The organism is Pseudomonas sp. FeN3W, assembly GCA_030263805.2.
GTDB classification, from domain to species: domain Bacteria; phylum Pseudomonadota; class Gammaproteobacteria; order Pseudomonadales; family Pseudomonadaceae; genus Stutzerimonas; species Stutzerimonas stutzeri_G.
Window position 1 is genome coordinate 1 of the sequence record CP136010.1, and the last position, 25,304, is coordinate 25,304.

Below are 25,304 nucleotides of genomic sequence, written 5' to 3' on the forward strand. Positions count from 1 at the left end.
AAAACAAAGAGCTCGGCTTCGAGGTCAATCTCACCTACCGCGAAGGTATCGAAAGCAAGGCTGTGGACGACTTCCTCGAGGCGTTTATCAGCGAAGCGATGGAAGCCAATGAACTCGGCTATATCGGTGGCGAAGACTACGGTTTTGTCTGCCTTGGCCGTCGTGGTTCGGTCAGCGAAGAGCAGCGTGCGAAAGTCGACGCCTGGCTGAAAGGCCGCAGCGAGCTGGCTGAGTACAATGTCAGCCCACTGATGGATGTGTGGTATCCGGAAAACCCGATCAGGACTGAGAAGTAGTCTCTTCGTCTGATCCTTGCGATGCTGCCCGCCGGGCCTTTCTACGCGAGCGCCTGGTCAGCAGCATCTGCAACACATGCATCAGCGTTGCGATAAGCAGCGCCACAGCTACACCGATGGCTGCATTGATAAGGCGTATCTGCGGCAGGTTCCAGTCCTGGGCCAGCGTCTCTGCCAGCAAGAGGAACAGCAGCGTGGTCTGCAGGACGAAGAGCCCGTAGTGATTCGCCTGAAACGCTCTGCCCAGCACGATAAGCGGCAGCAGGATCATCACCATCAGAGGCGGGTCAGCCAGGCCGTGGCCGATGTAGATCAGTATGGTCGCGGCCGCCAATATTCCAAGGCTGGCCTGTAGCGCCCGCACCAGACTCCGCTCCAGATCCATCTGCAGCGTGGTGAACACCGCCAGCGTCAGCCAGTAGCCTCTGGGCAGTTCAGCCATATTCACGATCACCCCGCCCAATGCTCCGGCCAGGATGTAGGTCAGGGCGTGCACGCGCCATTGCCGGATCGGCGTTCGGCGGGCATGCCTGCGCAGCACTCGCAAGATGCTCATCAGTCGCGGCATGTATGGCCACATGCGCAGCCCATGCATCCCTCGCAGACCGAAGGCGAGCAAGGTCACCCAAAGTCCGCCGAGCGCGAAAAGAAAGGCTATCGCGTACGGGTTGTTGAAGTCGCCGATGCCGTGCTGTCCTTGGCCTAGGCATAGGCAGATTGCCAAACCGATACCGAGCTTTCCCGCTTCGCTGCCGTAGCGCTGCAACCAGGCCAGCAGTAGGCCGTAGAAAGCGAACAGGCCGAGACTGATCAGAGGATGTGTCGCCGACCAGAAGCCCAGTCCGGCACTCCCGGCGCCCAGTGCAATGAGCAGCAGCATGCGCAGCATGCCAAAGCGATGAAGCGGATTGGCTTTGGCGGCCTGAAAGGCGCCGACCGTTGCCCAGAGGAAACCGGGATGACCGCTGAACAGCCCCAGTAGCAACGGCAAGGCGCAACCAAAGCCGGCCACCATGGCCGCGCCCCAGGCGGGGCGCCCAGGGTGCCAGTGGATGCTTTGCCGCAACAGACGCTTCATGGGGGTCAGACCGGGCTGGAGCGGCCGGTCATCTCGCCGGCCATCTCCGTGGCGTAGCTATCGGTCATGCCCGCGATGAAGTCGATCATGCGCAGGAATGACTGATAGAGCGGCAGCTCGGGAGAGGGCGCGCTGCGTCCGAGCAGGTCGAGGATCCGCTGATTCTTGAACGAGGGAGTGCCGCCGCGATGCTGTTCCAGTGCTGCGCCGCAAAATGCATTGAGCAGTATTTCGAGCGTTGTGTAGGCGCCAATCTCATGCAGGGTTTTGCGCTTGTCCTGAAAAATTTTCTGCCGCGCCATCGCCTTCGCCTGCAGTACGCACTCCTTGGCCGGCCCATGCATGTGCTCGACCAGGTCGCCATGCAACTCGCCACGAAGCAGGTTGTTCTGCTGCTCGACGAAGGCACCAGCGGCCGCATTGGTCAGGTGCTCGATCGCCTTGCCACGCAGAATGGCCAGTTTACGCCGCCTTGAATCCCTGGGGCCCAGCTGACGATAGGTTTCCGGAATGTCATCGCCCACCAAGTCCAGCAACAGCGCTTCGACTTCCGAATACTCCAGCAGCTCCATCTCGAGACCGTCTTCCAGATCGATCAGGCCGTAACAGATGTCGTCTGCTGCCTCCATGAGATAAACCAGGGGATGGCGAGCCCAGCGTTGCTCGGCGACGTTGGGCAGATTCAGCTTCTGTGCAATCTGCTCGAGCAACGGCTGTTCATTCTGATAGCACCCGAACTTGTGCTTCTTGTACCCCAGTGCCTCGGCATGACGGGAAGTCCAGGGGTACTTGAGATAGGTGCCGAGGGTGGCGTAGGTCAGTCGTGTTCCGCCGTCGAACTGGTGGTATTCGAGTTGCGTAAGCACTCGAAATCCCTGTGCGTTGCCTTCGAAGTTGAGAAAGTCCGCGCGTTGCGTATCGCTCATGTCGTCGAGCCATCCGCGCCCTGCGGCCTGCTGGAACCAGCAGCGAATGGCGTCCTCGCCGGAATGGCCGAAGGGTGGGTTGCCGATGTCGTGGGCCAGACAGGCAGACTGGACGATCATGCCGAGGTCGGCCGGGCTGCACCATTCGGGCAGGTCATCGCGCAATACTTCACCGACACGCATGCCGAGCGAGCGGCCAACACAACTCACCTCGAGCGAGTGGGTGAGGCGGGTATGGATGTGATCGTTGCTGGATACCGGATGAACCTGAGTCTTGCGCCCAAGCCGGCGAAAGGCACCGGAAAAAATGATGCGGTCATGATCCTTGTGAAAAGGGCTGCGGCCCAATTCATCGCTGCTGTGGGCGGATTTGCCGAGTCGTTCGCGGGTAAGCAGTGTGTGCCAGTCCAAGGACCATCTCCGTATTGCCATTAGCGGGCTGGTGCAAAGCTACCATAACTGCCGAACTGCTGATCGGAACTAGCGCCTTAGGAGGAGCGCGTTCAGGGTAGTGCCAACCTACCCGCGGGCTGGGCCACGGGTAGGTTCTGTTTAGTCAGGGACAGGAGGTTGACGCTAGTGCAGCTTTTCCCGCAGTTTTTGCTGGCCCTTGATTAGCGGATACAGCGTCAGCGCCACGCGAGCAAGTTTTCCCACCTTCCCCATCCTGCGTCCGAACAGCGCGAGTACGACCGTCGCAGCGATCATCATCGGTCCCTTGGCGGAACCGTGTTCGGTGGATGATCGACGCGAACTTACGAAGCTCTTCATCTGCTGAAGTGGATGTGAAAGAGGTTGCGCGTGGTAGAGCATCTGTTGACGGTGCATTTCCATACGCAGCCGCACCAGATCCTTGCGCATGCTCAGATCATTCGACGTGCTCAAGGGTTGGCTCATGGCAATAAACGCTCCCGGTTGCGCTCCAGTTCTTCAAGCGTGGCCTGAAACGGTGCGGCACATTGTTTGGCGAGCGAAGCGGCGCGGCTTACGCAGATAATCATCACCACCGCATAGATCGCGCATAACGTAAGAATCGCCGCGATCGGTTGTGTCTCCCAAAAGGCGATGACGATCGCTGCGGAAAGCCCTACCAGAATCAGTAAGCCGAGAATCAGGCTGATCCCAGCCAGGAGAAACAGCCGAAAAGTACGAGCTTTCTCTTCCTGAACCTCGATGCCCACCAGCTCCAGGTGTCCCTGGAGCAGGCCGACGAATGCGCCGCCCAGCTTCTTCAGCGATGGTTTGGGGGCCTCGTTGCCGGGCTTCGCTTCCATTGCTGGCTCTCCCATCAGCGGCGTGAAATCAGACCGAGCAGAAAACCGACCCCGGCAGCGATGCCGATCGATTGCCAGGGGTGGGTGTGCACGTATTCTTCGGTGCACTGAACAGCCGACTGGCACTGGTCGCGCATCGAACCTTCTCGCTCCTTGAGCATTTCACGAGCCTTGGCAATGTTCGCGTTGATCTTGCTGCGCAGCTCTTCGGTTTGGCCGCCTGCGGTTTCCTGGGTGTGCTTGAGCAGGCGCTCGGTGTCGCCGATCAGAGTGTGAAACTCTTCGATCAGAGCGCTCTGCGCAGCTTGCAGATTACGGCGGTGGGCGGATGTATCGATCAGGGGGCGGGTGCTCCCAGCGGGACCTTCGGGAATCGGGGTGTTATCGCTGGTGCCGAAAGTGGACTCGGTAGACATGCGCAGCTCCTCTTGAATCTCCAGGGCGGAAGGCCCTGTTGCCATAAGTTTCGAGCATTGCGTCTTGGCAAAGGTTCCCGTTTCGTTGAGCCGTGTAGACCGTGTTTAGTCGCTTGGTTCTGGCAATAACGGCAAGGAACAAAAAAGAAAACCCGCCGAAGCGGGTTTTCTTGTCTACAGCAGCGAGTGCAGTAGCCGCTATTACATCAGCGGAATGGTGTAGCTGACGATCAGACGGTTCTGATCGATGTCACGATCGTTGTTGTTGCTGCTGCGATACGTACCATTACGCCATTTCACGCCAAGGTTCTTCAGTGCACCTTCTTGGAAAACGTAACCAATGTCTGTGTTACGTTCCCATTCTTTGCTATTCCCGCCAGCACCAAAGTCGTCGCCGGTAACATAGCGAGTCATGAAGGTCAGGCCAGGAATACCGATGGCAGCGAAGTTGTAATCATAACGAGCCTGCCAGGACTTTTCGTCCGCGTTGGCAAAGTCTGCGCTAAGCATTACATAGTTGACCAGGAACGGATCGGTGCTTTGCCCAGCGTAGGCGAAGCCGGTATCTCCGCTCATTTCCTGATAGGCGAGTCCAAAGCTGTGGCCGCTTACGGAGTAAGTGACCATGGCGCCGAACGCCTTGTTGTCGACGTCGCTGTTACCATCGTCAGTCGAGCGTGCGTAGCGAAGATCCGTCTTCAGAGACTGGTTTTCACCGATCGGCAGGACGTGAACCAGATTGAACGAATGCTGCTTATACACTTCTTCCAGGTTGCTATAGTAATACGCACCTGTCAGGTTCTTCATCAGCGAATAGGTCGCGCCGGCAAACATGAAATCATCTGGCTCGCCAACAAGACCGCCTTTCCCTGCGTAGCTGATGTCTTCGTAGTTGGAGGAGTTACGGTTGTTCTCTTCGGTCAGATACCCCACGTCCAGGGTAAGCCCATCGACTTCCTTCGAAATCAGCTGTGCGCCTTGGAAAGTCTGCGGCAGAAGACGCGAGTCGCTTCTGGCGATAGCCATATTCTTAGGCTCTAACGCGCCAACCTTCAAAATTGTGTTGGAGACTTTCACCTTCGCTGTGGCATGAAGAGAGGAATAGTCGTCCGGCGCCTCATTTCCGAAACCGCCTGGCAGAAGGCCTGTGCCTGCGCGATCTGCACTCGAATCCAGCTTGACGCCCAGCAGTCCGAGCGCATCAACACCAAATCCGACCGTGCCTTCGGTAAAACCGGACTCAACGCGCAGAATGAAACCTTGAGCCCATTCCTCTTGCTTCGACTGTGCAGTAGAGGCGTTGGTGCGGTTGTCAGAGTTGTAGTAGAAGTTACGCAGTTCCAGGCCAGCCTTGGTGTCTTCGATGAAGGCGGCTTGGGCCATGGTTGGGATAGCCAGTGTTGCTCCCAGAGTGGCGAGGGCCACGCCCCGGGCGATGGGGGTCTTGAGCATTTCTTATTTCTCCTCGTTGGATGATGCTCTGAAGTCGCTCTTTACGGCGCCATGCAATAAAACATTACAGAGGTTTTTCAACCTTTAGACTTTAGTCGCCAAGCCCTGCAAGTCAACGTGCTAGACGGTCGCAGGCATATCGTGCAAGTGCTCGATATTCGCGTACGACTCGTAATGTTGCACTAGACAACAGCCTGGCGGTTAAAGACTAAAGGGTGTGCCGGGCAATCTGCGTCGCCACGGGTGGCAGCATCCTAGCCTTTTGCTCGGGCAGAGTCGAATGGCCATCGCATAATCGCCTGATGAGTGAGGCTGAATTCACATTTTTGTTGCTAGTGTTTTTGCCGTGTCGTCGATTGATCAATGGTGAGCCGAAGGGCGCTTGCTAGAATTCGAGCACTTAACATAGCGAGAACGTCAGATGTTGCCGGAATGCCAACTGTTCGGGACCTTGGGCTGCCATCTATGTGAGCAGGCTGAGGAAGTGCTCATGCCTTTGGTCGAATATGGGCTGCTGGTCGAGTTGATCGATATCGCGGAGCGTTCTGATTGGGTCGAGGATTACGGTTTGCGAATCCCGGTGCTTCGTCGCGTCGACACAGGTGCCGAGTTGGACTGGCCCTTCGAGGCAGAGCAGGTGGTGGGCTTTCTACAAGGTTCGACGTGACAGTGAACAAATTACAGGCATAAAAAAACCGGCATGTTTGCCGGTTTTTTTGTTCAGCTAAAGCGGCTGGCTGAACAGCGGGATATGGTCGGAGCGACTGGATTCGAACCAGCGACCTTCTCGTCCCGAACGAGACGCGCTACCAAGCTGCGCTACGCTCCGAAGATGGCGCGCATTCTACAGAAAAAGTTTTGTTGCACAAGGCGTTAGGAGGGATTTTTTTGGAGCTGCCAGGCTTTTGCGAGCTGCTGGTGGAGCACCGACCTTCGCGGCAGACAACCTGGTATCCCTGGTATCTATCTGGTACGAAGGTCGACCTGGCTTAAAGTTCGCGTACGGTCCGTACCTGATCCTTGTTCACTTTGCCCGGTTTGCCATCGATCTGCTCATATTCGTAGAAGCCCGACTCATCATCGAAATCAGGGCGGTCCAGGGTTTGAATTTCACGGCCATCGTTGAGCGTGATCACGCTGGGGTTCGCGCAGCCGGCGAGGACGGTAAAGCCCAGTGCGAGTAGCAGGGCGGGGATGGTGCGTGGTTGCATGACGCTGTTCCTTCTGCGGGTTTCGATACCCATGGGACGAAACCCGCTAGGCTGAAGTTCCCCGGCCCGAGCCGGTAGTCTTGAGCAGCTCCGCTGTATTCAGGTTGGCAAGGCGAGGGTCGCAGGGGGGTACCTCAAGCGCGCGGGCGCCAAGATGAAGAAGTGCGCGCAAAGGGCTGCGCTCTCCAGCCAACCAGCAAGCGTCAACCTCGGTCCGTCGTCTGGTTGGAATTATGCTGAACAGCGGCTCCCACTGGCCTTCGCAGCTCAGCATGACGGGGCTGCCTGGCTCTTCGATAGCGCTCTGATAGAGCGATTGAAGCAAGGGGCGGTCGATCAACGGTGTGTCGCACGGCAGCACGAGCATCCATTCGTTGCGAGCAGATGCAAGGCCACCTCGTATTCCTGCAAGGGGGCCGGGAAATCCCTGCTCTTCATCGCTTATCAGCAGGTCGGCATAGTCCGCATAGCGAGATCGATTACGGTTGCAGGACAGCAGGAGGTCGTCTGTCATCGGCCGAACAGTCTCATGCAGCCAGGCAATCAGTGGGCGGCCCTGCCACTCGACCAGCCCCTTGTCCTGTCCCCCCATGCGCTGTCCACGACCGCCCGCCAGAAGCAGAATGGAACAGGAAGGCAGCAGCGGGTCGGACATGGCGTCGCTCCGGAAAAGGCTTGCGTATAGCACTCAGGCTGGCGGCCAGGCAACACCTGGCGTTCATGCTCGCGGAAGCGCGCAGGCTTGGCGCTCGGGTTGTTAGAACCTGTGTCGCGCTTCGGTCACATGGCGTTGCTTTGGCTAAACCAACGGAAAATCCTGTTGTCTATCTCCTCCATCCACTTTCTCTGGAAGCGGGTGCGCCTGCTTAATTGGCTGATACAAGGAGAACAATCAAATGCAGGAGAGAAACGTTTGGGTTGATTATGCCAAGGCGATCGGAATCATTCTTGTTGTCTATGGGCATGTCGCGCGAGGTGTATTCAATGCCGGATTGCCGATGGACGAGGCGCGATTCGTGCTGGTAGACAGCATCATCTACAGCTTTCACATGCCGCTGTTTTTCTTCCTGTCGGGTTTGTTCTTCTTTGACTCGTTGCAGAAGCGGGGAAGGGGTGGGTTGATCATCAATAAGGTCGACACAATCGTCTATCCCTTTATCGTCTGGTCATTACTGCAAGGTCTTTTCGAGGTTGTCCTGTCGAATTACACGAACGGCCAGGTCACCCTGGTCGAAGTGTTCTCGTTGCTCTGGATGCCACGGGCGCAGTTCTGGTTTCTGTACGCTCTGTTTCTGGTGTTTGTGGTTTGCGCATTTCTTTATGCGCGGGCAGATCGGCGCTACTTCCTGCCATTCGTGGTCTTGTTCGGCCTGCTGTACGTATTCCAACAGGATCTGACGGTGAACAACATGACCCGCTTCATCCTGGGCAACACCGTCTTCTTCGCCTTGGGCGTCTGGTTCAACGAGGTCAAGGCGTTCTTTCTCGCGCGTTATACGCAGCTGACATTATTTTTTGGTGCGCTGTTCATCTTGGGGCAGTATCTGTTTCACGTGACGTTCGGGCTGAATTATGCCGATGGTGGTATGGCGGTACTCGCGCTTGCAACCATATCCATCTTTTTCATGATCGCGTTGTCGATGTGGCTCGGTCAGTTTCGTGCGGATTGGTTTCTATTTATCGGCGCTTCGTCGATGACGATCTACCTGATGCATATTCTTGCTGGTAGCGGAGTGCGGGTAATACTCAGCAAATTTCTTGGTATCGACTCCATCGCCGCGCATCTGGTGGTCGGAACGCTGATCGGCACGGCGGCTCCGTTGCTGGCGCAAGTGGTGATCAATCGCTACAAACTGCACTTCTTGCTCACCCCTCCCAAGCAGATTTCGGCATCTCAGTTCCATATGCGCAAGGCTGTTGCCCACTAGCGCAGCTTGCAATATTCAGGCAGAGATACCGCTCAGCAGGCCTTGCTTGCTGAGCGGTATCGCGAATGAGGCATTAGCCGCAGCCGATGCGCTCTATGTTCATATCCTTGTCGGTATAAATATTCAGTCTCTGCGAGTTGTATTCCAGCGTGACGATATCGTCTGGCCGCAGGACGCGCGCGCTGGTGGCGCCGGATTGCTCCCTTGCTCGCTCAAGTTTTTCAGGCGTGGCGGTTTGGCCAATCAGGTTTGCCACGGCATCGGCGTTGCACCGTCCGGCTGACTGGGGCGGATTGCCATCTGACGGTGCTGTAGAAGCTGTTTGACAACCTGTCAGTACAAATGTGGCTGAGGCTATGGCGATCGGTAGGACTCTTTTGATGCGCTGCACAACATCTCCTTTTTCGTCGGGTTTGTCGGAGCGCAACTACTATCAAAGATACGAGCGTGCCGATAGGCCTCCATGCCGGTTGGAAAAAATAGCTGTGGATGGGAACCGAAGCGGCGCTGACTCGTCTTAATGGCTGATGGCGCTTTGCAATCCCTGGCTGCGAGAAAAATAAGGAGTTCCGCTATGTTCAAATCCTCTCTACTCAAGCGTGTCGCTACGGTGCTGGCTGCTCTGCACTTGCTGCTGGTGGCTCAGGTGCCGCTGGCACAAGCTGCGATGATCGGCACGCCTGAGGTCGTTGCTGAACATCAGCAGCAGGTCGATCGGCAACAGCTGCTAACAATGCTGGATGATCAGGAGGTGCAAAAAAAGCTGGAAGCTATGGGCGTCGAACGTGATCAGGTTGAAAAGCGCATCAACGGCCTGACGGCGGCAGAATTAGCCCAGTTCAATCAGCAGCTTGATCAGGCCCCTGCAGGGGCAGGCGTTGTTGGCGTGATCGTGCTGTTTCTGGTGATCTTCATCATCACGGACATGCTCTGCGCCACTAACATCTTCAACTTCGTCAACTGCATCAATCGTTGAGCCAGCGGCTGCTCATACTGCTGCTGATCGGTCTGCTCGGGGGCTGCGCGCGAACGGCGGTTACGCTTGTCGATCATGCACAGCTCCCGGCACGAGCCGAGCTGGTGGACGTGCCGTTTTACCCGCAGCAAGACTACCAATGCGGTCCAGCTGCGTTGGCAACCATGCTTGCGCAGCGTGATATTGATGCAACGCCGGAAGCGCTTGTAGAGCAGGTCTACATTCCCAAGCGCAAAGGCAGTTTGCAGGTGGAGATGGTCGCTGCCGCCCGTTCTGCTGGGCTTCTCGTCTATCCGCTGCAGCCTAGTCTCAGTGATCTCCTTGCCGAGGTTGCGGCCGGCAATCCGGTGCTGGTTCTGCAGAATCTCGCTTTCGATCGTTGGCCCCAGTGGCATTTTGCCGTGGTGGTCGGCTATGACCTTGCAGAACAGAAAATTGTTCTTCGGTCTGGTACTACGAAGCGTTTGGTGGTGAGCTTTCATGAGTTCGAGCGATCGTGGCGCAAGGCCGAGCGTTGGGCCGTGCTTACTTTGCAGCCACAGCAGGTACCACAAACTGCGCAAGAAACAGTCTGGCTGCGCAGTGCCAGCGATCTGGAAGAAGTGGGGCAAGTGCGTGCGGCTCGGACGGCATACGAAGTCGGCGCGAAGCGCTGGAACTCGGCGCTCACGCAATTCGCATTGGCGAACAGCCAGTATGCAGCTGGAGAAAAAGCTGCGGCTGAGGAATCGTTACGGGTCAGTGTTCGTCTCGACCCCGGTTTCGCCATTGGCTGGTTCAATCTTTCCCAGGTGATGGCTGAGAGGGGGTGTGATTCGGGCGCTCGCCAAGCGCAAGCCTGCGCCATGCGAATGGATCCGGATGATGCTCGACTCAGAGCGCCGCTGCCGGTCCAGGAGGACCAGCACGCGGCGCAATGCTTGCCAAGCCCGCCGTGCGTGTCGAAATGAGCTCGGTCAGAAGCCAAGCTTGTCGCGCAGGTTGTAGTACATCGCCCCAAGTGCGCTGAGCGGTACCTGAAAACGCTGTCCTCCTGGGAAAGGGTAGTGAGGCAGGCTGGCGAACGCATCGAAGCGCTCTGCCTGGCCGCTCAAGGCTTCGGCGATCACCTTTCCAGCGACATGTGTATAGGTGACGCCATGACCGCTACAGCCCTGCGAATAATAAATGTTGCTGCCCAGCCGCCCAACCTGGGGAAGCCGTGAAAGCGTCAGCAGGAAATTGCCTGTCCAGGCAAAGTCGATCTTCACTTTTCCCAGCTGCGGAAAGGTTTTCAGCATTTTGGGCCGAATGATCGATTCGATGTCGGCGGGATCACGTGCGCCATACACGACGCCGCCACCATAGATGAGCCGTTTATCCGCTGAGAGCCGGTAGTAATCGAGCAGATAATTGCAGTCTTCTACGCAATAGTCCTGGGGCAGAAGGCCGCTCGCGAATTCATCGTCAAGTGGCTCCGTCGCGACCACTTGCGTGCCGCAAGGCATGGATTTGGCTGCGAGCTCGGGAATCAAATTGCCAAGATAGGCGTTGCCTGCAGCCACGACGAATCTTGCGCGTACGGATCCCTTCGGAGTGTGTACCAGCGGTGCGTCGCCATATTCGACGCGAAGCGCGGGGGATTGCTCGAAGATGCTGCCTCCCAGGGATTCAACAGCTGCGGCTTCTCCGAGTGCCAGATTGAGAGGGTGAATATGGCCGCCTTGCGTGTCGAGCATGCCTCCGGCATAGCGCTCGCAAGCGACCACTCGCCGTATGTCTTGCTCATCCAGTAGCTCGAGGTGCTGGTAACCATATCTTTCCCACAAGGCCTTCTGCGCTTCGAGGTGGTGCATCTGCTTCTGATTGAAGGCGGCGAATACGCCTCCGTCTTTCAGGTCGCACTGAATGCCATAGCGTGCTACACGTTCGCGGATGATTCGTCCGCCTTCGAATGCCATATCCCCGATCAACTTCGCGGCCGAGGCGCTCGCAGTGCGCTCGATGCTGTCAAGGTCTCGGCTGTAGCTATTGACGATCTGGCCGCCATTGCGCCCAGAAGCGCCGAAACCAACCTTCGCGGCTTCCAATACGATTACGCTGAAACCCTTTTCAAGGAGAAACAGGGCCGTCGATAAACCGGTGTATCCAGCACCGATCACGCACACGTCGGCCTGCTTGTTGTCCTGGAGTTCTGGCCGAACAACGGTCGAGTTGGCCGTCGCTGCGTAGTAGGAGGCTGGATAGCTGTTGTGCAGCATCTTGGATTCTCTGTTCTGAATTTTTTACGCATGCTAGCGCTTGACTCTGTAGTTCGCCAGCACGACGGCATGGCGAGCAGGAATTTTCAAAATTTCCAAATATCAGTGAGTTAGACGAAAAAACTGCTTGACTCTTTTTCTACGGGCTTTAGAATGCGCCCCCATCGAAGGCACATAGCTCAGTTGGTTAGAGCACCACCTTGACATGGTGGGGGTCGTTGGTTCGAATCCAATTGTGCCTACCAATTCGATAAAAGGGTCGCTTACGCGGCCCTTTTTTTTGGCTTGCTTGTCAGCGGTTAGGGTTTCTGCAAGCATCGCCAGCCTTGTTTTCCTTCCAGTGACTTCGGTTCGGTCGGGTGAGCCTCAGGCTCCTGCCATTGTGCGGCAGATATGCTCGCCGAATCGCTTTACTGGCTCATCCCAACCCATGTGGCCTTTGGTACGGGTCACCACTAGGAGAGGAGGCGCCATGCCCACCATTACTCTTCCCGATGGCAGTCAGCGTTCGTTCGATCATCCGGTTACTGTGGCTGAAGTGGCTCAGTCCATTGGTGCAGGCCTCGCCAAAGCGACCGTGGCTGGCAAGGTCGACGGCAGGCTGGTCGATGCTTGTGATCTGATCGAAAAGGATGCAGCACTGCAGATCATCACGCCAAAGGATGAGGAAGGGCTGGAGATCATTCGCCACTCCTGTGCGCACCTCATTGGACATGCTGTGAAGCAACTCTATCCGACCGCCCGCATGGTCATCGGGCCGGTCATCGATGAGGGCTTTTACTACGACATCGCTTACGAGCGGCCTTTCACTCCCGATGACGTTGCTGCCATCGAGCAGCGTATGAAAGAGCTGATCGATCGGGACTACGATGTCATCAAGAAAGTGACGCCGCGGGCCCAAGTGATCGAGGTGTTCGCTTCGCGCGGTGAGGATTACAAGCTTCGCCTGGTCGAGGATATGCCTGATGAGCAGGCGATGGGCCTGTATTATCACGAAGAATACGTCGACATGTGCCGTGGTCCGCATGTGCCGAATACACGCTTTCTGAAGTCTTTCAAGCTCACCAAGCTGTCTGGTGCCTATTGGCGTGGGGATGCGAAGAATGAGCAGCTCCAGCGCATCTATGGTACGGCTTGGGCCGACAAGAAGCAGCTGGCTGCTTATATTCAGCGTATCGAAGAGGCTGAAAAGCGCGACCACCGCAAGATCGGCAAGCGTCTGGATCTGTTTCATACCCAGGAAGAAGCGCCTGGGATGGTATTCTGGCATCCCAATGGGTGGACGCTGTATCAGGTGCTTGAGCAGTACATGCGCCAGGTTCAGCGCGAAAACGGTTACCTGGAAATCAGGACGCCGCAGGTGGTTGATCGCGTGCTCTGGGAGAAATCCGGGCACTGGGCGAACTACGCCGAAAACATGTTCACGACTGAGTCGGAAAGCCGTGATTACGCGATCAAGCCGATGAACTGTCCGTGTCATGTGCAGGTTTACAATCAGGGCTTGAAGAGCTATCGCGAGCTGCCGCTGCGGCTCGCCGAATTTGGCGCTTGCCACCGTAACGAGCCCTCTGGTGCGCTGCATGGCATCATGCGGGTGCGTGGCTTTACTCAGGATGATGCGCACATCTTCTGCACGGAAGAGCAGATGCAGGCCGAGTCGGCGGCGTTCATCAAGCTGACGCAAGCGGTGTATGCCGATTTTGGTTTTTCTGATATCGAGCTGAAGCTGTCGACCCGTCCCGAGAAGCGTGTCGGCTCCGATGAGCTCTGGGATCGGGCCGAGGCGGCGCTGGCGGCGGCGCTGGATAGCGCGGGCCTGCCCTATGACCTGCAGCCGGGCGAGGGGGCTTTTTATGGCCCCAAGATCGAGTTCTCCCTGCGCGATTGCCTGGGGCGCGTCTGGCAATGCGGTACGCTGCAGCTGGATTTCAACCTGCCGGTACGGCTCGGCGCCGAGTACGTCAGCGAGAACAACGACAGGCAGCATCCGGTGATGCTGCATCGGGCCATCCTCGGCTCGTTCGAGCGTTTCATCGGCATCCTGATCGAGCATTACGAGGGGGCGTTCCCGGCCTGGCTGGCGCCCACCCAGGCGGTGATCATGAATATCACCGACAAGCAGGCCGCTTTTGCTTCCGAAGTCGAGAAAACCCTTGTCCAAAGCGGATTCCGTGCCAAGTGTGACTTGAGAAACGAAAAGATCGGCTTTAAAATCCGCGAGCATACTTTGCTCAAGACTCCTTATCTCTTGGTTATCGGGGATCGGGAGGTTGAGACTCGATCCGTTGCTGTGCGCACCCGTGAAGGCGTCGATTTGGGCTCCATGCCCCTCGATCAATTCGCGCAGCTGTTGGCACAGGCGGTTTCCCGGCGTGGTCGCCAAGAATTGGAGTAATGACTATTAAGCGTGAAATGAGACAGGATAAACGAACTGCACCCAAGGCCCCGATCAACGAGAATATCTCGGCTCGTGAGGTCCGTTTGATTGGCGCTGATGGCGAGCAGATTGGCATCGTCTCGATTGATGAAGCGCTGCAGGTTGCAGAAGAGGCCAAACTGGATCTGGTTGAGATCTCCGCCGATGCCAATCCTCCGGTATGCCGGATCATGGATTACGGCAAGCATCTGTTCGAAAAGAAGAAGCAGGTTGCTGCGGCGAAGAAGAACCAGAAGCAGGTTCAGGTTAAAGAAGTAAAGTTTCGTCCAGGGACGGAAGAAGGGGACTACCAGGTCAAGCTACGCAATCTGGTGCGTTTCCTGAGTGACGGGGACAGGGCCAAGGTATCCTTGCGATTCCGTGGCCGTGAGATGGCCCATCAGGAGCTGGGGATGGAACTGTTGAAGCGGGTCGAAACAGATCTCGCTGAATACGGTTCGGTCGAGCAGCATCCGAAGATGGAAGGACGCCAGCTGATCATGGTCATCGCTCCCAAGAAGAAAAAGTAACCTCCAGGGCACTGGCAGGCCTTGCGGTTATTTGTAATCACCCACAATGTGGAGTACCGAACATGCCAAAGATGAAGACTAAAAGTGGTGCTGCGAAGCGCTTCAAGAAGACTGCGAACGGCTTCAAGCACAAGCACGCTTTCAAGAGCCACATCCTGACCAAGATGACCACCAAGCGTAAGCGTCAGCTGCGCGGTTGCTCGCAAGTGCACCCGTCCGACGTTGCAAAAGTGGAGCGCATGCTGCGCGTTCGTTGATCCGGTCAAGACTCAGAGGAATAACTCATGGCTCGTGTTAAGCGTGGCGTCGTTGCCCGTCGCCGTCACAAGAAAATTCTGAAACTCGCCAAAGGCTACTACGGTGCGCGTTCGCGCGTATTCCGCGTTGCCAAGCAGGCGGTAATCAAGGCTGGCCAATACGCCTACCGTGACCGCCGTCAGCGCAAGCGTCAGTTCCGCGCTCTGTGGATCGCCCGTATCAATGCTGGTGCTCGTGTCAACGGTCTGTCCTACAGCCGTCTGATCGCCGGTCTGAAGAAAGCGGCCATCGAGATCGATCGCAAGGTTCTGGCCGATCTGGCAGTGAACGAGAAAGCGGCGTTCGCTGCGATTGTCGAGAAAGCCAAGGCTTCCCTGGCTTAAGCCCCGACAATCACGGATCTTCGGATTCGTTGCAACGTCATCAATAGGGGAAGAGCCTTGGCTCTTCCCCTATTTCGTATCTGGAAAGGGGCTTTTGCAAAAATGCGTATGGCGGCTACCAATAAGGGCGCTTGACCAACGCGGTTCTGCAAGAACCTCTGGAGGTTGTGTACATGGAAAATTTGGATGCGCTGGTCTCGCAAGCGCTTGAGGCCGTGCAACGAAGCGAGGATATCGGTGCTCTCGAGCAGGTACGTGTCCAGTACCTGGGTAAGAAGGGTGAACTCACTCAGTTGATGCAAACGCTAGGCAAGCTTTCTGCCGAGGAGCGTCCGCAAGCCGGTGCGTTGATCAACGCCGCCAAGAGCAGTGTTCAGGATGTGCTGAATGCTCGCAAGGCTGACCTGGATAAGGCTGCCTTGGATGCCAAACTGTCAGCCGAGCGAATCGACGTGACACTGCCTGGACGCGGCGAGGCGTCTGGCGGGCTGCATCCGGTAACTCGCACCCTGGAGCGCGTCGAGCAGTTCTTCAGCCACATTGGTTACAGCGTGGCGGAAGGCCCTGAGGTTGAAGATGATTACCATAACTTCGAGGCGCTGAATATCCCAGGACATCACCCGGCGAGGGCGATGCACGATACCTTCTACTTCAACGCCAACATGTTGCTGCGCACGCATACCTCGCCGGTTCAGGTGCGTACCATGGAATCACGCCAGCCTCCGATTCGCATCGTCTGCCCTGGGCGCGTCTATCGTTGCGATTCCGATATCACCCATTCCCCCATGTTCCATCAGGTCGAAGGGCTGCTGATCGACGAGGGCGTCAGCTTTGCCGATCTGAAAGGCACCATTGAGGAGTTCCTGCGGGTGTTCTTTGAGAAGCCGCTGGGTGTTCGCTTCCGGCCTTCCTTCTTTCCGTTCACCGAGCCCTCTGCAGAAGTCGACATGCAGTGCGTGATGTGCAGCGGCAAGGGTTGCCGAGTGTGCAAGCAGACCGGCTGGCTTGAAGTCATGGGCTGCGGCATGGTGCATCCGAACGTATTGAGGATGTCCGGGATCGATCCGGAGCGTTACTCCGGGTTCGCTTTCGGCATGGGTGTCGAACGTCTCGCTATGCTGCGTTACGGTGTCAATGATTTGCGCCTGTTCTTCGACAACGATCTGCGGTTTCTTGCGCAATTTCGCTAGTACCGCCGCCCGTCAATGAACTATTAGGAGAGCAGGATGAAATTCAGTGAACAATGGCTGCGGAGCTGGGTAAATCCGCAGGTTTCCCGCGAGGAGCTGGTTGCTCGTCTGTCCATGGTGGGGCTTGAGGTTGATGCTGTGACCCCCGTAGCGGGCAGCTTCAGCGGTGTGGTTGTCGGTGAGGTCCTCGAAACCGTGCAGCATCCTGATGCCGATAAGCTTCGGGTCTGTCAGGTCAGCAATGGAAGTGAAACCTTTCAGGTCGTGTGTGGAGCGCCGAACGTGCGGCCTGGGCTGAAGATCCCGTTTGCAATGATCGGCGCTCAATTGCCCGGCGATTTCAAGATCAAGAAGGCCAAGCTCCGCGGTGTCGAATCCAACGGCATGCTTTGCTCTGAAACCGAGTTGCAGGTGGGGAGTGACGATAGCGGCCTGATGGAGCTGGCCGGCGATGCGCCGGTCGGTACTGACTTTCGTGAGTATCTCAGTCTCGACGATGCAAGTATCGAAATCGGTTTGACCCCCAACCGCGGTGATTGCCTTTCCATCGCTGGCTTGGCTCGTGAAGTTGGCGCGATTTATGGCTCAGTGGTCAGTCCGGTGCAATTCGCCGTGGCGCCGGTGCATCATGACGACACACGTCCAGTCGAGGTCCTGGCTCCCAAGGCGTGCCCGCGTTATCTTGGACGCGTTGTACGCAATGTTGATCTGTCGCGCCCGACGCCGCTTTGGATGGTTGAGCGTCTTCGACGCTCCGAGATCCGTAGCATTGATGCGGTCGTCGATGTAACCAACTACGTAATGCTCGAACTGGGTCAGCCCCTGCATGCCTTCGATCTTGCTGAGATCAAAGGCGGTATTCGGGTTCGAATGGCTGAAGAGGGCGAAAAACTCGTCTTGCTCGACGGTCAGGAGATCACCCTGCGTGCGGATACGCTCGTTATTGCAGATCATCAGCGCGCGCTTGCCATCGCTGGCGTCATGGGTGGAGAGCACAGCGGCGTAAGCACCGCTACCCAGAATATCTTTCTAGAAAGTGCATTTTTCGACACCATTGCTTTGGCTGGCAAGGCTCGTTCCTACGGTTTGCACACCGATGCGTCTCATCGCTACGAGCGCGGCGTCGACTCGCAGCTAGCCCGTCAGGCAATGGAGCGCGCAACGAGTCTGCTACTGGATATCGTCGGCGGCGAGGCGGGGCCGATCATTGAGGCGGTCAGCGAAGGCGACTTGCCGAAAGTTGCTCCGGTAACTTTGCGCGCTGAACGTATCAACCAGATGCTGGGTCTGGAAATGGATGGCGCCGAAGTGGTGCGCCTGCTGACATCCTTGGGCTTGGTGGTTGCCGAAGAGGCTAAAGGCCGCTGGCAAGTCTGTGTTCCGAGTCACCGCTTCGATATCAGCCTTGAGGTCGATCTGATCGAAGAGCTGGGTCGGCTGTACGGCTATGATCGCCTGCCCGTGCGTTATCCGCAGGCTCGGCTTGCGCCTGAGGCGAAGCCCGAGGCTCGTGCCGAGCTACCGCTGCTTCGGCGTTTGCTGGTCGCCCGCGGATATCAGGAGGCTATCACTTACAGTTTCATCGATCCCAAGCTGTTCGAGCTCTTCAGTCCTGGCATGAAGCCGCTGCAGCTTGCCAATCCGATCTCCGCTGATATGGCGGCTATGCGCGCGTCGCTTTGGCCGGGGCTGGTCAAAGTGCTGCAGTACAACCTCAACCGACAGCAACAACGCGTGCGTCTGTTCGAGGCGGGGCTGCGCTTCGTTGGTCAGTTGCAAGAGCTTGAGCAGGAAAGCATGCTGGCTGGCGTGTTAACCGGGAGCCGCCAGCCAGAGGGTTGGACGAATTCGCGCGAAGCGGTGGACTTTTACGATATCAAGGCAGATGTCGAGGCGCTGCTGGCTTTTGCCGGAAATGCTGGCGCCTATCGTTTCGTTGCGGGAGAACACCCGGCGTTGCATCCGGGGCAGACGGCTCGTATCGAACGCGATGGGCGATTGGTCGGATTCGTTGGGAGTCTCCACCCTGAGCTGGCAGGCATCTTGGGTATCGATCAGCCTGTTTACATGTTCGAGCTGAAGCTCGGCGAGATTACCGAGGGGCGTATGCCTTCCTTTGCGGAGCTGTCGCGATTCCCGGAAGTCCGGCGTGATCTTGCCGTGCTGGTCGGACGGGAGATTGCGGCCGAAGATATCCTGAGTTGCATTCGTGATGCTGCGGGCGAGAATCTGACAGACCTCAAGCTATTTGATGTCTATCAGGGGAAAGGTATTGATCCCCTTAGCAAAAGTATGGCAGTCGGCTTGACCTGGCAGCACCCATCGCGCACTCTAAACGACGATGAGGTGAACGGTGCGATGCAGAAAATCCTCACCTCCCTGGAAGAAAGGTTCAACGCCACGTTAAGGAAATAGCGTATGGGGGCTCTGACGAAAGCTGAAATGGCGGAACGTCTATATGAAGAGCTGGGCTTGAATAAGCGCGAGGCCAAGGAGTTGGTGGAGCTGTTTTTCGAGGAGATTCGTCAGGCGCTCGAGCATAACGAGCAGGTCAAATTGTCCGGGTTCGGCAACTTTGACCTGCGCGACAAGCGTCAGCGGCCGGGCCGCAATCCGAAAACAGGTGAGGAGATACCTATCACGGCACGTCGTGTGGTGACGTTCCGCCCGGGGCAGAAACTCAAAGCGAGAGTCGAGGCCTATGCTGGAACCAAGTCATAACGACGAGCTTCCGTCGATCCCCGGCAAGCGCTATTTCACCATTGGTGAGGTGAGTGAGCTTTGTGCGGTCAAGCCCCACGTTCTGCGTTACTGGGAGCAGGAGTTTCCTCAACTCAACCCGGTTAAGCGGCGCGGCAACCGGCGCTACTACCAGCGTCAGGATGTTCTGATGATTCGCCAGATTCGTGCGCTGCTCTATGATCAGGGCTTCACTATCGGTGGTGCCAGGCAACGTATGTCCGGGGACGAAGCGCGCGACGACACCACTCAGTACAAGCAGCTCATTCGGCAGATGATCTCGGAGCTGGAAGAAGTCCTTCAGGTGCTGAGGAAATAGTAGTCCCGGCATCTAAAAAACTTTCACATTTTCAGATGCTTAATGTATAGTTCGATCCGCTTTCAGCAGTGCTGATGGCAACAGTCGGGGCGTAGCGCAGCCTGGTAGCGCACTTGCATGGGGTGCAAGGGGTCGAGTGTTCGAATCACTCCGTCCCGACCAAAAAACCTCAAGAAATCCAGTCACTTAGCGGTGACTGGATTTTTTTATGTCTAATAGCTTTTGAGTGGCTGCTGTTTTTACCCCACTTTTTACCCCACCGGTAATTCTTCAACTTGTTGCGGGGATTAGCACTCGCAGAGCAGCTTTGCTAGACGTGCTGTCCGGGGTACAGGTCTCCCATCACAATTCACTGCCTAGTGGTAGCGCGCTGACCTATGCTCGACAAAACTCTCGGGTTCTGTCCAAGGATCTAGAATCAGCGTCATGACGGCTGGAGGCCCGCATGGCAAAACGTTACGAACTCTCTGATGCTGCTTGAGAACAGATCAGGATCTGGTTCCCCTGAACTGGAGATGGGGTGATGACCGCCTAACGCTCAATAGCATCCTCTGGGTTGCGCTCAGGCGCCGCTTGGCGCGATATAGCGGAGCGCTTCGGCGCATGGTCGACCGTGTATCAGCGCTTTCTTGATTGGCGGGATGACGGCACATTCAAGCAAGTGCTTGGGCGTCTGCGCATTTGCCCGAATCAGAAGGGCTGACCGATCTGGCCTCCTTGATGATCGACTCCACGGCGGTACCAATCTGAGCCTCTTCTGGCGCGGGGGCCCGGAGAACCGTCAGACCATGCATTGGGGCGCAGCCGAGGTGGCCGGACCACCCAAATCCATGTGGTTTGCAATGCCAGCGGCGTGCCTTCTGCGTGTTTTGCTGTCGCCGGGCCAGGCTAGCGACATCTCGAATGCTCAAGTGCTCCTGGATCAGATCCGCGTCCTCGGCAAACAAGGCCGGCCTCGAAAGCGCTGCCGCTGGTTGCTGGCAGACAAGAGCTAAGATGCCGAACACTTGAGCCTACTGCGACCGTTACTGAATGCAGCCTGTTGATTCCGCTGTGAACCATGAAGCGCAACTCCAAGCCGGGGCTACCTCTACTGCCGATTGCCCAAATAATCGGCAGCTGAACATCATCGAGCGGATATTCAACTGGCTGAAGAGAGCCGCAGGATCGGCACTCGCTAAGACAAGCTTGAAAAGAAGTCTGCCGCCATGGTTATGCTGGCCTGCACGCTGCGACGCCTACCGCAATACTTTTCGTACAGAACCTAATGCTTCTGGGATAAAAGTATTTGTTTCGTATTCTTTATTCAAGAGAATTTCAATAACTGCTGCTTGTGATAACTGGTGCTTGGCAGATAGTTTTTTTAGCTTGTTAACCGTGCTGGGCGATATTTCCACATTGCACTGCACTTTCTTGCCTTTATACTTCTCTTTGTTTTTGAGTTGACTGCATCGTTTTTTTGCGCTTGATAGAAAAAATAGTCTGTCAATCGTAGGTACATGGTTGCAGTCGAGAACGTAGAGGAGCTCTTGGTAGCTGTTGAATTCTGGATGGTTTTGCGCAAGATTTGGAAATTGCTTTTTAAAAATATGCCACCCAGCTTTTAGCTTCATTGGCTCTTTCTTATCATTAAACCAATCTAAAGCTTTTCTTTCCTGGCTGTACTTTTCCCACTCGTTCTTTATCTTGTACGCTAGTTCTTTCTTTGCGTGGATAGATTTTATTATGTGATCATTTATCTGTCTCGAATCCATGTTTATCATTGTTGTCGAGTTTAATAAATCTAGCAGGCCTATTACGTAATCCCGGTCATTTTGCGTGGAGTATATAATTGGGGCTGTCGCTTTTGTAGCAATTATTAAGTTTTCAGTCAGCCATGCTAGTTGCTCTATGTCATCTTTTACCCAGGCATAAAATGATTCTTCTAAAATGTTTGCCTGGTATTGCTGTTCTATTATGGCTGGATTGATCTCATTTAGAGCATTTTGGATGTTTTCAAGCATCCCGGGCATGCCGTATTGGCCGATATAAAGATTTTGGAAATGTTTGCTTATAAACATCCATAACCACATTAGAGTTCTTTTGTCGGTCTTTTCACTAACTAATCTGAGAGTCTTTTTTGCTTGATTGATTGGCATGATGTGAAGTCTTTTTTATTGAATGACGCTTGGAGTATATCAGTATCCTAAGGATTCTACATTAGGTGATTCCTAGGCATTAATATAGAATATTCCTAGGTTACATTCATGCTGCCAGGCCCACAAAAACGCGGTTTCAGCCACGTTGTATGCGGGAAAACTAGGAAGGGTAAGTCGTCTAGCGCAAACTGCATACTTTTGGCTTGGGAGGAGTTAATCGGTGCTACGAATGTTTTGATGGGATGGTTTTCCGTAGCTGGTAATTTTGTTTGCGCGATAAGTTAATTGTTACCGGTGAGCCCTATTCCTTGAATGGATATGAGGACTCATCAATGAAATTGATTCGACTGCAGCAGGTAATGGCGCTTACTGGCTTGGGCCGCTCGACTATTTATAAGCATATCTCGGACGGTTGGTTCCCTAGGTCAGTCCCTCTGGGTGGGCGGAGTGTTGGGTGGGTGGAGAGTGAGGTCCATGAATGGATTTTAGCTCGGATAGAAGAGCGCGATACGCAGGCTGGTTATTAATTTTTGTGGGCTTGGTTACTTTGAAGAGATCATCAAGGCCGCCAGTCGGTCTTGATGGTTTTTTCTCAGAGTTGTTTTTTCGCTTAATTGCGATTTTCGTTCGGGTTTCTGTGTGCTTTTCTGTGTATTGTTAAATACGTTCGTCTCGGTATTGGTAGTATGCTACCTAGAGATAATAAAAGATCCATTGTTTTCCATAGAGTCACCACATGCTAAGTCAGGTATCCCTTAGATACCTGACGTATGGATATTGTTTCAGTGAATAAATACATGATGCTCCTAGGTTATGCACTTAAGCATTGGAGTATTTAACATGTTACGTCATAGTCAAAATAGTAATCTTGTTATCCATAATGAGCTTGGCTATCGTGGCTTGCCTATTCAGATAGATAAAGGGCCTTTCATACGTCAGTATCTGGAAAGGCTGCATGCTACGATTGATCGTGCTCTTCAACAGCATTCTCGTGTCTTTGCATTTAGAGTTGATCTTAGGTTTCCAGCAGCGTTTGTTTATGGCAGAGGCGATTATACAAATCAAGTATTTGAAAGGTTTGTAGAATCCTTTAAGGCAAGAATACGCCACAATCGTTGTATTGCGCGTAGGGAAAATAAACATGCGCATCAGAGCGGTGTGCGATACGTTTGGGCTAGAGAAGTTGGGCAACATGGGAGGCCGCATTACCATGTTGCATTCTTTCTCAATTACGATGCATTCAATGCTTTAGGTAAGTTTGAGCCAGGAAGGGATAACATGTTCAACCGTCTCCAAGAGGCGTGGGCAAGTGCTCTGGGCTCGTCAGTTGACGAGGCCAAGGGGTTGGTAGAGATACCAAGCAATCCAACCTATTGCCTCCGTCGTGATGAGCCGCAGGGAGTGGTCGACTTCTTCTATCGGGCAAGCTACCTCTGCAAGGCGGCCACGAAAGTCTACGGGAGTGGTCAGCATGGATTTGGATCCAGTCGGGTTTGATCGGGTTCTACCCCGTTAGCACGGACACTTTCGAGTAAGCTCATACCGAGCTGAAGGAGTGTTCATGAAGCGCAAGAAATACAGTCCTGAATTCAAGCGGGAAGCCATCGAGTTGGTTCGTCGTTCAGGGGCGAGCTGTCGACAAGTGGCCCTGGAGATTGGTGTAGCTCCGAACCTGCTCACACGCTGGGTTCGAGAAGCACAACCAGGCACAGAAAAGGCCTTTCCCGGAACCGGTAGTCCGCGAGATGAGGAGCTGGCCCGCCTCAAGCGTGAGTTGGCCCGGGTGACCAAGGAACGTGATTTTTTAAGAGACGCGGCAGCGTACTTTGCCAGGGAATCATCGAGCGGTACACGGTGATCCAGCGCTGCCGCAACGAGTACCCGGTACGTCTGATGTGCCGTTGCCTGAAGGTTTCTGCCAGTGGCTATTACGCCTGGCAGGATCGTGATCCAAGCCCGCGAACTCAAGAGAATGCACGCCTGGTAAGGCGCATTCGGGAGATTCACGAGGACAGCCGTGGTGTGATCGGAGCGCCCCGGATGCACGAGGATCTGCTCGACGAGGGCGAAACCGTCAGCCTGAACCGCGTTGCTCGCCTGATGGCGGCTGAGCGAATTCAAGGTTGGCCACGCCGCAAGAGGCGTGGCTTTGGAAGAGTCGCCAGCGGGCGTCCAGCAGGCGTGAAAAACCTGCTGGAGCGCGATTTCACTGCGCAGGAACCGGAGCGCAAGTGGGTCACGGACATCACGGAAATAGCCACACTGGAAGGCAAACTCTTCCTATGCGTGGTGCTCGACTTGTACAGCAAGCTGGTGATCGGTTGGTCGATGCATCACCGTCAGGATCGGCAGATGGTGATTCGAGCGGTGGAGATGGCGATCTGGCAGCGCCAGGGTGACTGGTCAGTGATCCTGCATTCGGATCGCGGCAGCCAATTCACCAGTGCTGACTACCAGCGCTTTCTGAATCGCAACACGCTGGTCTGCAGCATGAGTGCAGTCGGGCATTGCGGCGACAACGCTGCCTGCGAAGGCTTCTTCGGTCAGCTCAAACGGGAGCGCGTTGCCCATCAGTCGTATCGAACTCGTGATGAAGCACGGGCGGATTTATTCGACTACATCGAGCGGTTTCATAACCCACGAATGCGTCGTAGAGTCGCCCGGCAAGATCTGAAGTTTTCAGCCCTTTTCAAACCGTCCGTGGAAATGGGGTAGAACCCATCCGAACGGAGCCGCTTGGTGATGAGGCTCGGGCAACCTAAAGCTAGGGCTTGCTCGGGCTGAATAAAAAGACCAAAATAAAGACCGAAAATGAGGGCTTGAATATGCAGAGTGTTTTGGCCGAGGTTGCCGTTAGCGTTTCTGAGCTGAAGAAGAATCCATCTGGAGTCATGGCCGGAGCTGGCGGTTTGCCGGTGGCGGTTCTCAACCACAATCGCGTGATGGGTTACATGGTGCCTGCTGACCTGTACGAGCAGATGATGGAGCGACTTGACGATCTTGAACTGGTCGAAATTGCGAGGGCTCGTTCCGCTGAAAAGGGCATCCCGGTGAGCCTGGATGACCTATAAGCTTGAGTTTCTTCCTACAGCGCTCAAGGAATGGGAGAAGCTTGGCCATACGGTGCGTGAGCAGATCAAGAAGAAGCTTAGAGAGCGCCTGGAAGCGCCTCGGGTGCAGGCTGATGCTTTGCGGGACATGCCGGGACACTTCAAAATCAAGCTTCGCACTTCCGGGTATCGCCTGGTCTATCGGGTCGAGGAGGAACGAGTGGTTGTAATTGTAGTTTCCGTGGGCAAACGCGAGCGTGGAGCAGCGTACCAGTCGGCCAAGAAGCGTTAGCTACAGGCAGGATCTGATGCTCAGGGGGATCATCAAGCTTTCGTTGCTTACCTCTGATGGAATTGGCAATTGAGCAAAAAAGAAAAGTGGTACAGCAGCCGGAGTGGACAGCCTTTCGGCTGCCCCTCCTGTATCGCTCATTGACTGGATGAATTGTGCCGCTTTGCCATTTCCCGAGCATCCCGCATGCCA

Annotated in this window: 29 protein-coding genes, 3 tRNA genes and 1 pseudogene; 21 read left to right on the forward strand and 12 right to left on the reverse strand. The window is 55.5% G+C overall.

Annotated features, from left to right (window positions below; translation table 11 throughout):
- Positions 1–47: 47 nt before the first annotated feature.
- Positions 48–296: a 50S ribosome-binding protein YggL gene (locus P5704_000005; protein ID WOF81320.1), complete on the forward strand. Its 249-nt coding sequence runs from the start codon at positions 48–50 to the stop codon at positions 294–296.
- On the opposite strand, the gene P5704_000010 is transcribed toward P5704_000005, so the two are convergent.
- The 6 genes from P5704_000010 to P5704_000035 all read right to left on the reverse strand — a co-directional run bounded on the left by P5704_000010 (position 280) and on the right by P5704_000035 (position 5,442).
- On the reverse strand, positions 280–1,374 hold the full coding sequence (locus tag P5704_000010; GenBank protein WOF78942.1) for an FUSC family protein: 1,095 nt from the start codon (positions 1,372–1,374) through the stop codon (positions 280–282). The two genes, P5704_000005 and P5704_000010, sit on opposite strands and share 17 nt — an antisense overlap.
- Before the next feature lie 5 nt (positions 1,375–1,379).
- Positions 1,380–2,711 carry a deoxyguanosinetriphosphate triphosphohydrolase gene (locus tag P5704_000015; GenBank protein ID WOF78943.1) on the reverse strand — a complete coding sequence of 444 codons (1,332 nt, stop codon included), beginning with the start codon at positions 2,709–2,711 and terminating at the stop codon, positions 1,380–1,382.
- A 165-nt stretch (positions 2,712–2,876) separates the two neighbouring features.
- A complete protein-coding gene (locus tag P5704_000020; GenBank protein WOF78944.1) occupies positions 2,877–3,197 on the reverse strand; it encodes a hypothetical protein in 321 nt (106 codons plus the stop codon).
- Positions 3,194–3,574: a phage holin family protein gene (locus P5704_000025; protein WOF78945.1), complete on the reverse strand. Its 381-nt coding sequence runs from the start codon at positions 3,572–3,574 to the stop codon at positions 3,194–3,196. Before P5704_000025 ends, P5704_000020 begins: the two co-directional genes overlap by 4 nt.
- A gap of 14 nt (positions 3,575–3,588) precedes the next feature.
- Positions 3,589–3,990: a DUF883 family protein gene (locus P5704_000030; GenBank protein ID WOF78946.1), complete on the reverse strand. Its 402-nt coding sequence runs from the start codon at positions 3,988–3,990 to the stop codon at positions 3,589–3,591.
- Between the two features lie 201 nt (positions 3,991–4,191).
- Complete coding sequence (locus tag P5704_000035) at positions 4,192–5,442, reverse strand: OprD family porin (protein WOF78947.1); 1,251 nt, start codon at positions 5,440–5,442, stop codon at positions 4,192–4,194.
- A 421-nt stretch (positions 5,443–5,863) separates the two neighbouring features.
- Here P5704_000035 and P5704_000040 point away from each other — a divergent pair, with 421 nt between their 5' ends.
- Positions 5,864–6,109 (forward strand): glutaredoxin family protein, encoded by a 246-nt coding sequence (locus tag P5704_000040; protein WOF78948.1) that lies wholly within the window; start codon positions 5,864–5,866, stop codon positions 6,107–6,109.
- Between the two features lie 85 nt (positions 6,110–6,194).
- Here the strand turns inward: P5704_000040 and P5704_000045 are convergent.
- The 3 genes from P5704_000045 to mobA all read right to left on the reverse strand — a co-directional run bounded on the left by P5704_000045 (position 6,195) and on the right by mobA (position 7,308).
- Positions 6,195–6,271: transfer RNA gene (locus P5704_000045), tRNA-Pro, on the reverse strand.
- Positions 6,272–6,431: 160 nt separating this feature from the next.
- Positions 6,432–6,653 (reverse strand): YgdI/YgdR family lipoprotein, encoded by a 222-nt coding sequence (locus P5704_000050; protein WOF78949.1) that lies wholly within the window; start codon positions 6,651–6,653, stop codon positions 6,432–6,434.
- Between the two features lie 46 nt (positions 6,654–6,699).
- Positions 6,700–7,308: a molybdenum cofactor guanylyltransferase MobA gene (gene mobA / locus P5704_000055; protein ID WOF78950.1), complete on the reverse strand. Its 609-nt coding sequence runs from the start codon at positions 7,306–7,308 to the stop codon at positions 6,700–6,702.
- Between the two features lie 241 nt (positions 7,309–7,549).
- On the opposite strand from mobA, the gene P5704_000060 reads away from it, so the two are divergent.
- Positions 7,550–8,581, forward strand: a complete 1,032-nt coding sequence (locus tag P5704_000060) for an acyltransferase (GenBank protein ID WOF78951.1) — start codon at positions 7,550–7,552, stop codon at positions 8,579–8,581.
- A gap of 73 nt (positions 8,582–8,654) precedes the next feature.
- Here P5704_000060 and P5704_000065 read toward each other — a convergent pair whose 3' ends face one another.
- Positions 8,655–8,972 carry an I78 family peptidase inhibitor gene (locus P5704_000065; protein ID WOF78952.1) on the reverse strand — a complete coding sequence of 106 codons (318 nt, stop codon included), beginning with the start codon at positions 8,970–8,972 and terminating at the stop codon, positions 8,655–8,657.
- A gap of 183 nt (positions 8,973–9,155) precedes the next feature.
- Between P5704_000065 and P5704_000070 the strand changes: the two genes are divergently transcribed.
- Both P5704_000070 and P5704_000075 read left to right on the forward strand, forming a co-directional pair.
- On the forward strand, positions 9,156–9,557 hold the full coding sequence (locus P5704_000070) for a PA2779 family protein (protein WOF78953.1): 402 nt from the start codon (positions 9,156–9,158) through the stop codon (positions 9,555–9,557).
- Positions 9,554–10,507 carry a PA2778 family cysteine peptidase gene (locus P5704_000075; GenBank protein WOF78954.1) on the forward strand — a complete coding sequence of 318 codons (954 nt, stop codon included), beginning with the start codon at positions 9,554–9,556 and terminating at the stop codon, positions 10,505–10,507. Before P5704_000070 ends, P5704_000075 begins: the two co-directional genes overlap by 4 nt.
- Before the next feature lie 6 nt (positions 10,508–10,513).
- Here P5704_000075 and P5704_000080 read toward each other — a convergent pair whose 3' ends face one another.
- On the reverse strand, positions 10,514–11,797 hold the full coding sequence (locus P5704_000080) for an FAD-binding oxidoreductase (protein ID WOF78955.1): 1,284 nt from the start codon (positions 11,795–11,797) through the stop codon (positions 10,514–10,516).
- Positions 11,798–11,965: 168 nt separating this feature from the next.
- Between P5704_000080 and P5704_000085 the strand changes: the two genes are divergently transcribed.
- From P5704_000085 to P5704_000135, 11 genes and pseudogenes are all read left to right on the forward strand, one after another.
- Positions 11,966–12,042, forward strand: a tRNA-Val gene (locus P5704_000085).
- A gap of 227 nt (positions 12,043–12,269) precedes the next feature.
- Entirely contained in the window at positions 12,270–14,192 is a 1,923-nt protein-coding gene (gene thrS, locus P5704_000090) for a threonine--tRNA ligase (GenBank protein ID WOF78956.1), read from the forward strand.
- Positions 14,192–14,743 (forward strand): translation initiation factor IF-3, encoded by a 552-nt coding sequence (gene infC, locus P5704_000095; GenBank protein WOF78957.1) that lies wholly within the window; start codon positions 14,192–14,194, stop codon positions 14,741–14,743. Before thrS ends, infC begins: the two co-directional genes overlap by 1 nt.
- Positions 14,744–14,805: 62 nt before the next feature.
- Entirely contained in the window at positions 14,806–15,000 is a 195-nt protein-coding gene (rpmI, locus tag P5704_000100) for a 50S ribosomal protein L35 (protein ID WOF78958.1), read from the forward strand.
- Positions 15,001–15,027: 27 nt separating this feature from the next.
- Complete coding sequence (rplT, locus tag P5704_000105) at positions 15,028–15,384, forward strand: 50S ribosomal protein L20 (GenBank protein ID WOF78959.1); 357 nt, start codon at positions 15,028–15,030, stop codon at positions 15,382–15,384.
- A 173-nt stretch (positions 15,385–15,557) separates the two neighbouring features.
- Positions 15,558–16,574, forward strand: coding sequence for a phenylalanine--tRNA ligase subunit alpha (gene pheS, locus P5704_000110; GenBank protein WOF81321.1), 1,017 nt, complete (start codon positions 15,558–15,560; stop codon positions 16,572–16,574).
- Positions 16,575–16,610: 36 nt separating this feature from the next.
- Complete coding sequence (gene pheT / locus P5704_000115; protein ID WOF78960.1) at positions 16,611–18,989, forward strand: phenylalanine--tRNA ligase subunit beta; 2,379 nt, start codon at positions 16,611–16,613, stop codon at positions 18,987–18,989.
- Positions 18,990–18,992: 3 nt separating this feature from the next.
- On the forward strand, positions 18,993–19,295 hold the full coding sequence (gene ihfA, locus P5704_000120; GenBank protein WOF78961.1) for an integration host factor subunit alpha: 303 nt from the start codon (positions 18,993–18,995) through the stop codon (positions 19,293–19,295).
- Positions 19,276–19,632: a MerR family transcriptional regulator gene (locus tag P5704_000125; GenBank protein WOF78962.1), complete on the forward strand. Its 357-nt coding sequence runs from the start codon at positions 19,276–19,278 to the stop codon at positions 19,630–19,632. The genes ihfA and P5704_000125 overlap by 20 nt, the downstream gene beginning before the upstream one ends.
- A gap of 85 nt (positions 19,633–19,717) precedes the next feature.
- Positions 19,718–19,794 (forward strand) — tRNA-Pro (locus P5704_000130).
- Between the two features lie 325 nt (positions 19,795–20,119).
- A pseudogene (locus P5704_000135) lies at positions 20,120–20,900 on the forward strand (IS5 family transposase).
- On the opposite strand, the gene P5704_000140 reads toward P5704_000135, so the two are convergent.
- On the reverse strand, positions 20,871–21,770 hold the full coding sequence (locus P5704_000140; protein ID WOF78963.1) for a hypothetical protein: 900 nt from the start codon (positions 21,768–21,770) through the stop codon (positions 20,871–20,873). The pseudogene P5704_000135 and the gene P5704_000140 sit on opposite strands and share 30 nt — an antisense overlap.
- A 332-nt stretch (positions 21,771–22,102) precedes the next feature.
- Between P5704_000140 and P5704_000145 the strand changes: the two genes are divergently transcribed.
- From P5704_000145 to P5704_000165, 5 genes are all read left to right on the forward strand, one after another.
- Positions 22,103–22,297 carry an AlpA family transcriptional regulator gene (locus tag P5704_000145; protein ID WOF78964.1) on the forward strand — a complete coding sequence of 65 codons (195 nt, stop codon included), beginning with the start codon at positions 22,103–22,105 and terminating at the stop codon, positions 22,295–22,297.
- A 313-nt stretch (positions 22,298–22,610) separates the two neighbouring features.
- Positions 22,611–23,267, forward strand: a complete 657-nt coding sequence (locus tag P5704_000150; protein WOF78965.1) for an inovirus Gp2 family protein — start codon at positions 22,611–22,613, stop codon at positions 23,265–23,267.
- Positions 23,268–23,331: 64 nt separating this feature from the next.
- Positions 23,332–24,485, forward strand: a protein-coding gene (locus P5704_000155) for an IS3 family transposase (protein WOF78966.1) whose coding sequence is annotated in 2 segments (ribosomal slippage) — positions 23,332–23,578 and positions 23,578–24,485 — 1,155 coding nt in all. Because the reading frame shifts where the segments join, the coding sequence is not laid out codon by codon here.
- 110 nt (positions 24,486–24,595) lie between these two features.
- Positions 24,596–24,841, forward strand: a complete 246-nt coding sequence (locus P5704_000160) for a type II toxin-antitoxin system prevent-host-death family antitoxin (protein WOF81322.1) — start codon at positions 24,596–24,598, stop codon at positions 24,839–24,841.
- Positions 24,831–25,112 carry a type II toxin-antitoxin system RelE/ParE family toxin gene (locus P5704_000165; protein WOF78967.1) on the forward strand — a complete coding sequence of 94 codons (282 nt, stop codon included), beginning with the start codon at positions 24,831–24,833 and terminating at the stop codon, positions 25,110–25,112. The genes P5704_000160 and P5704_000165 overlap by 11 nt, the downstream gene beginning before the upstream one ends.
- Positions 25,113–25,304: the final 192 nt, after the last annotated feature.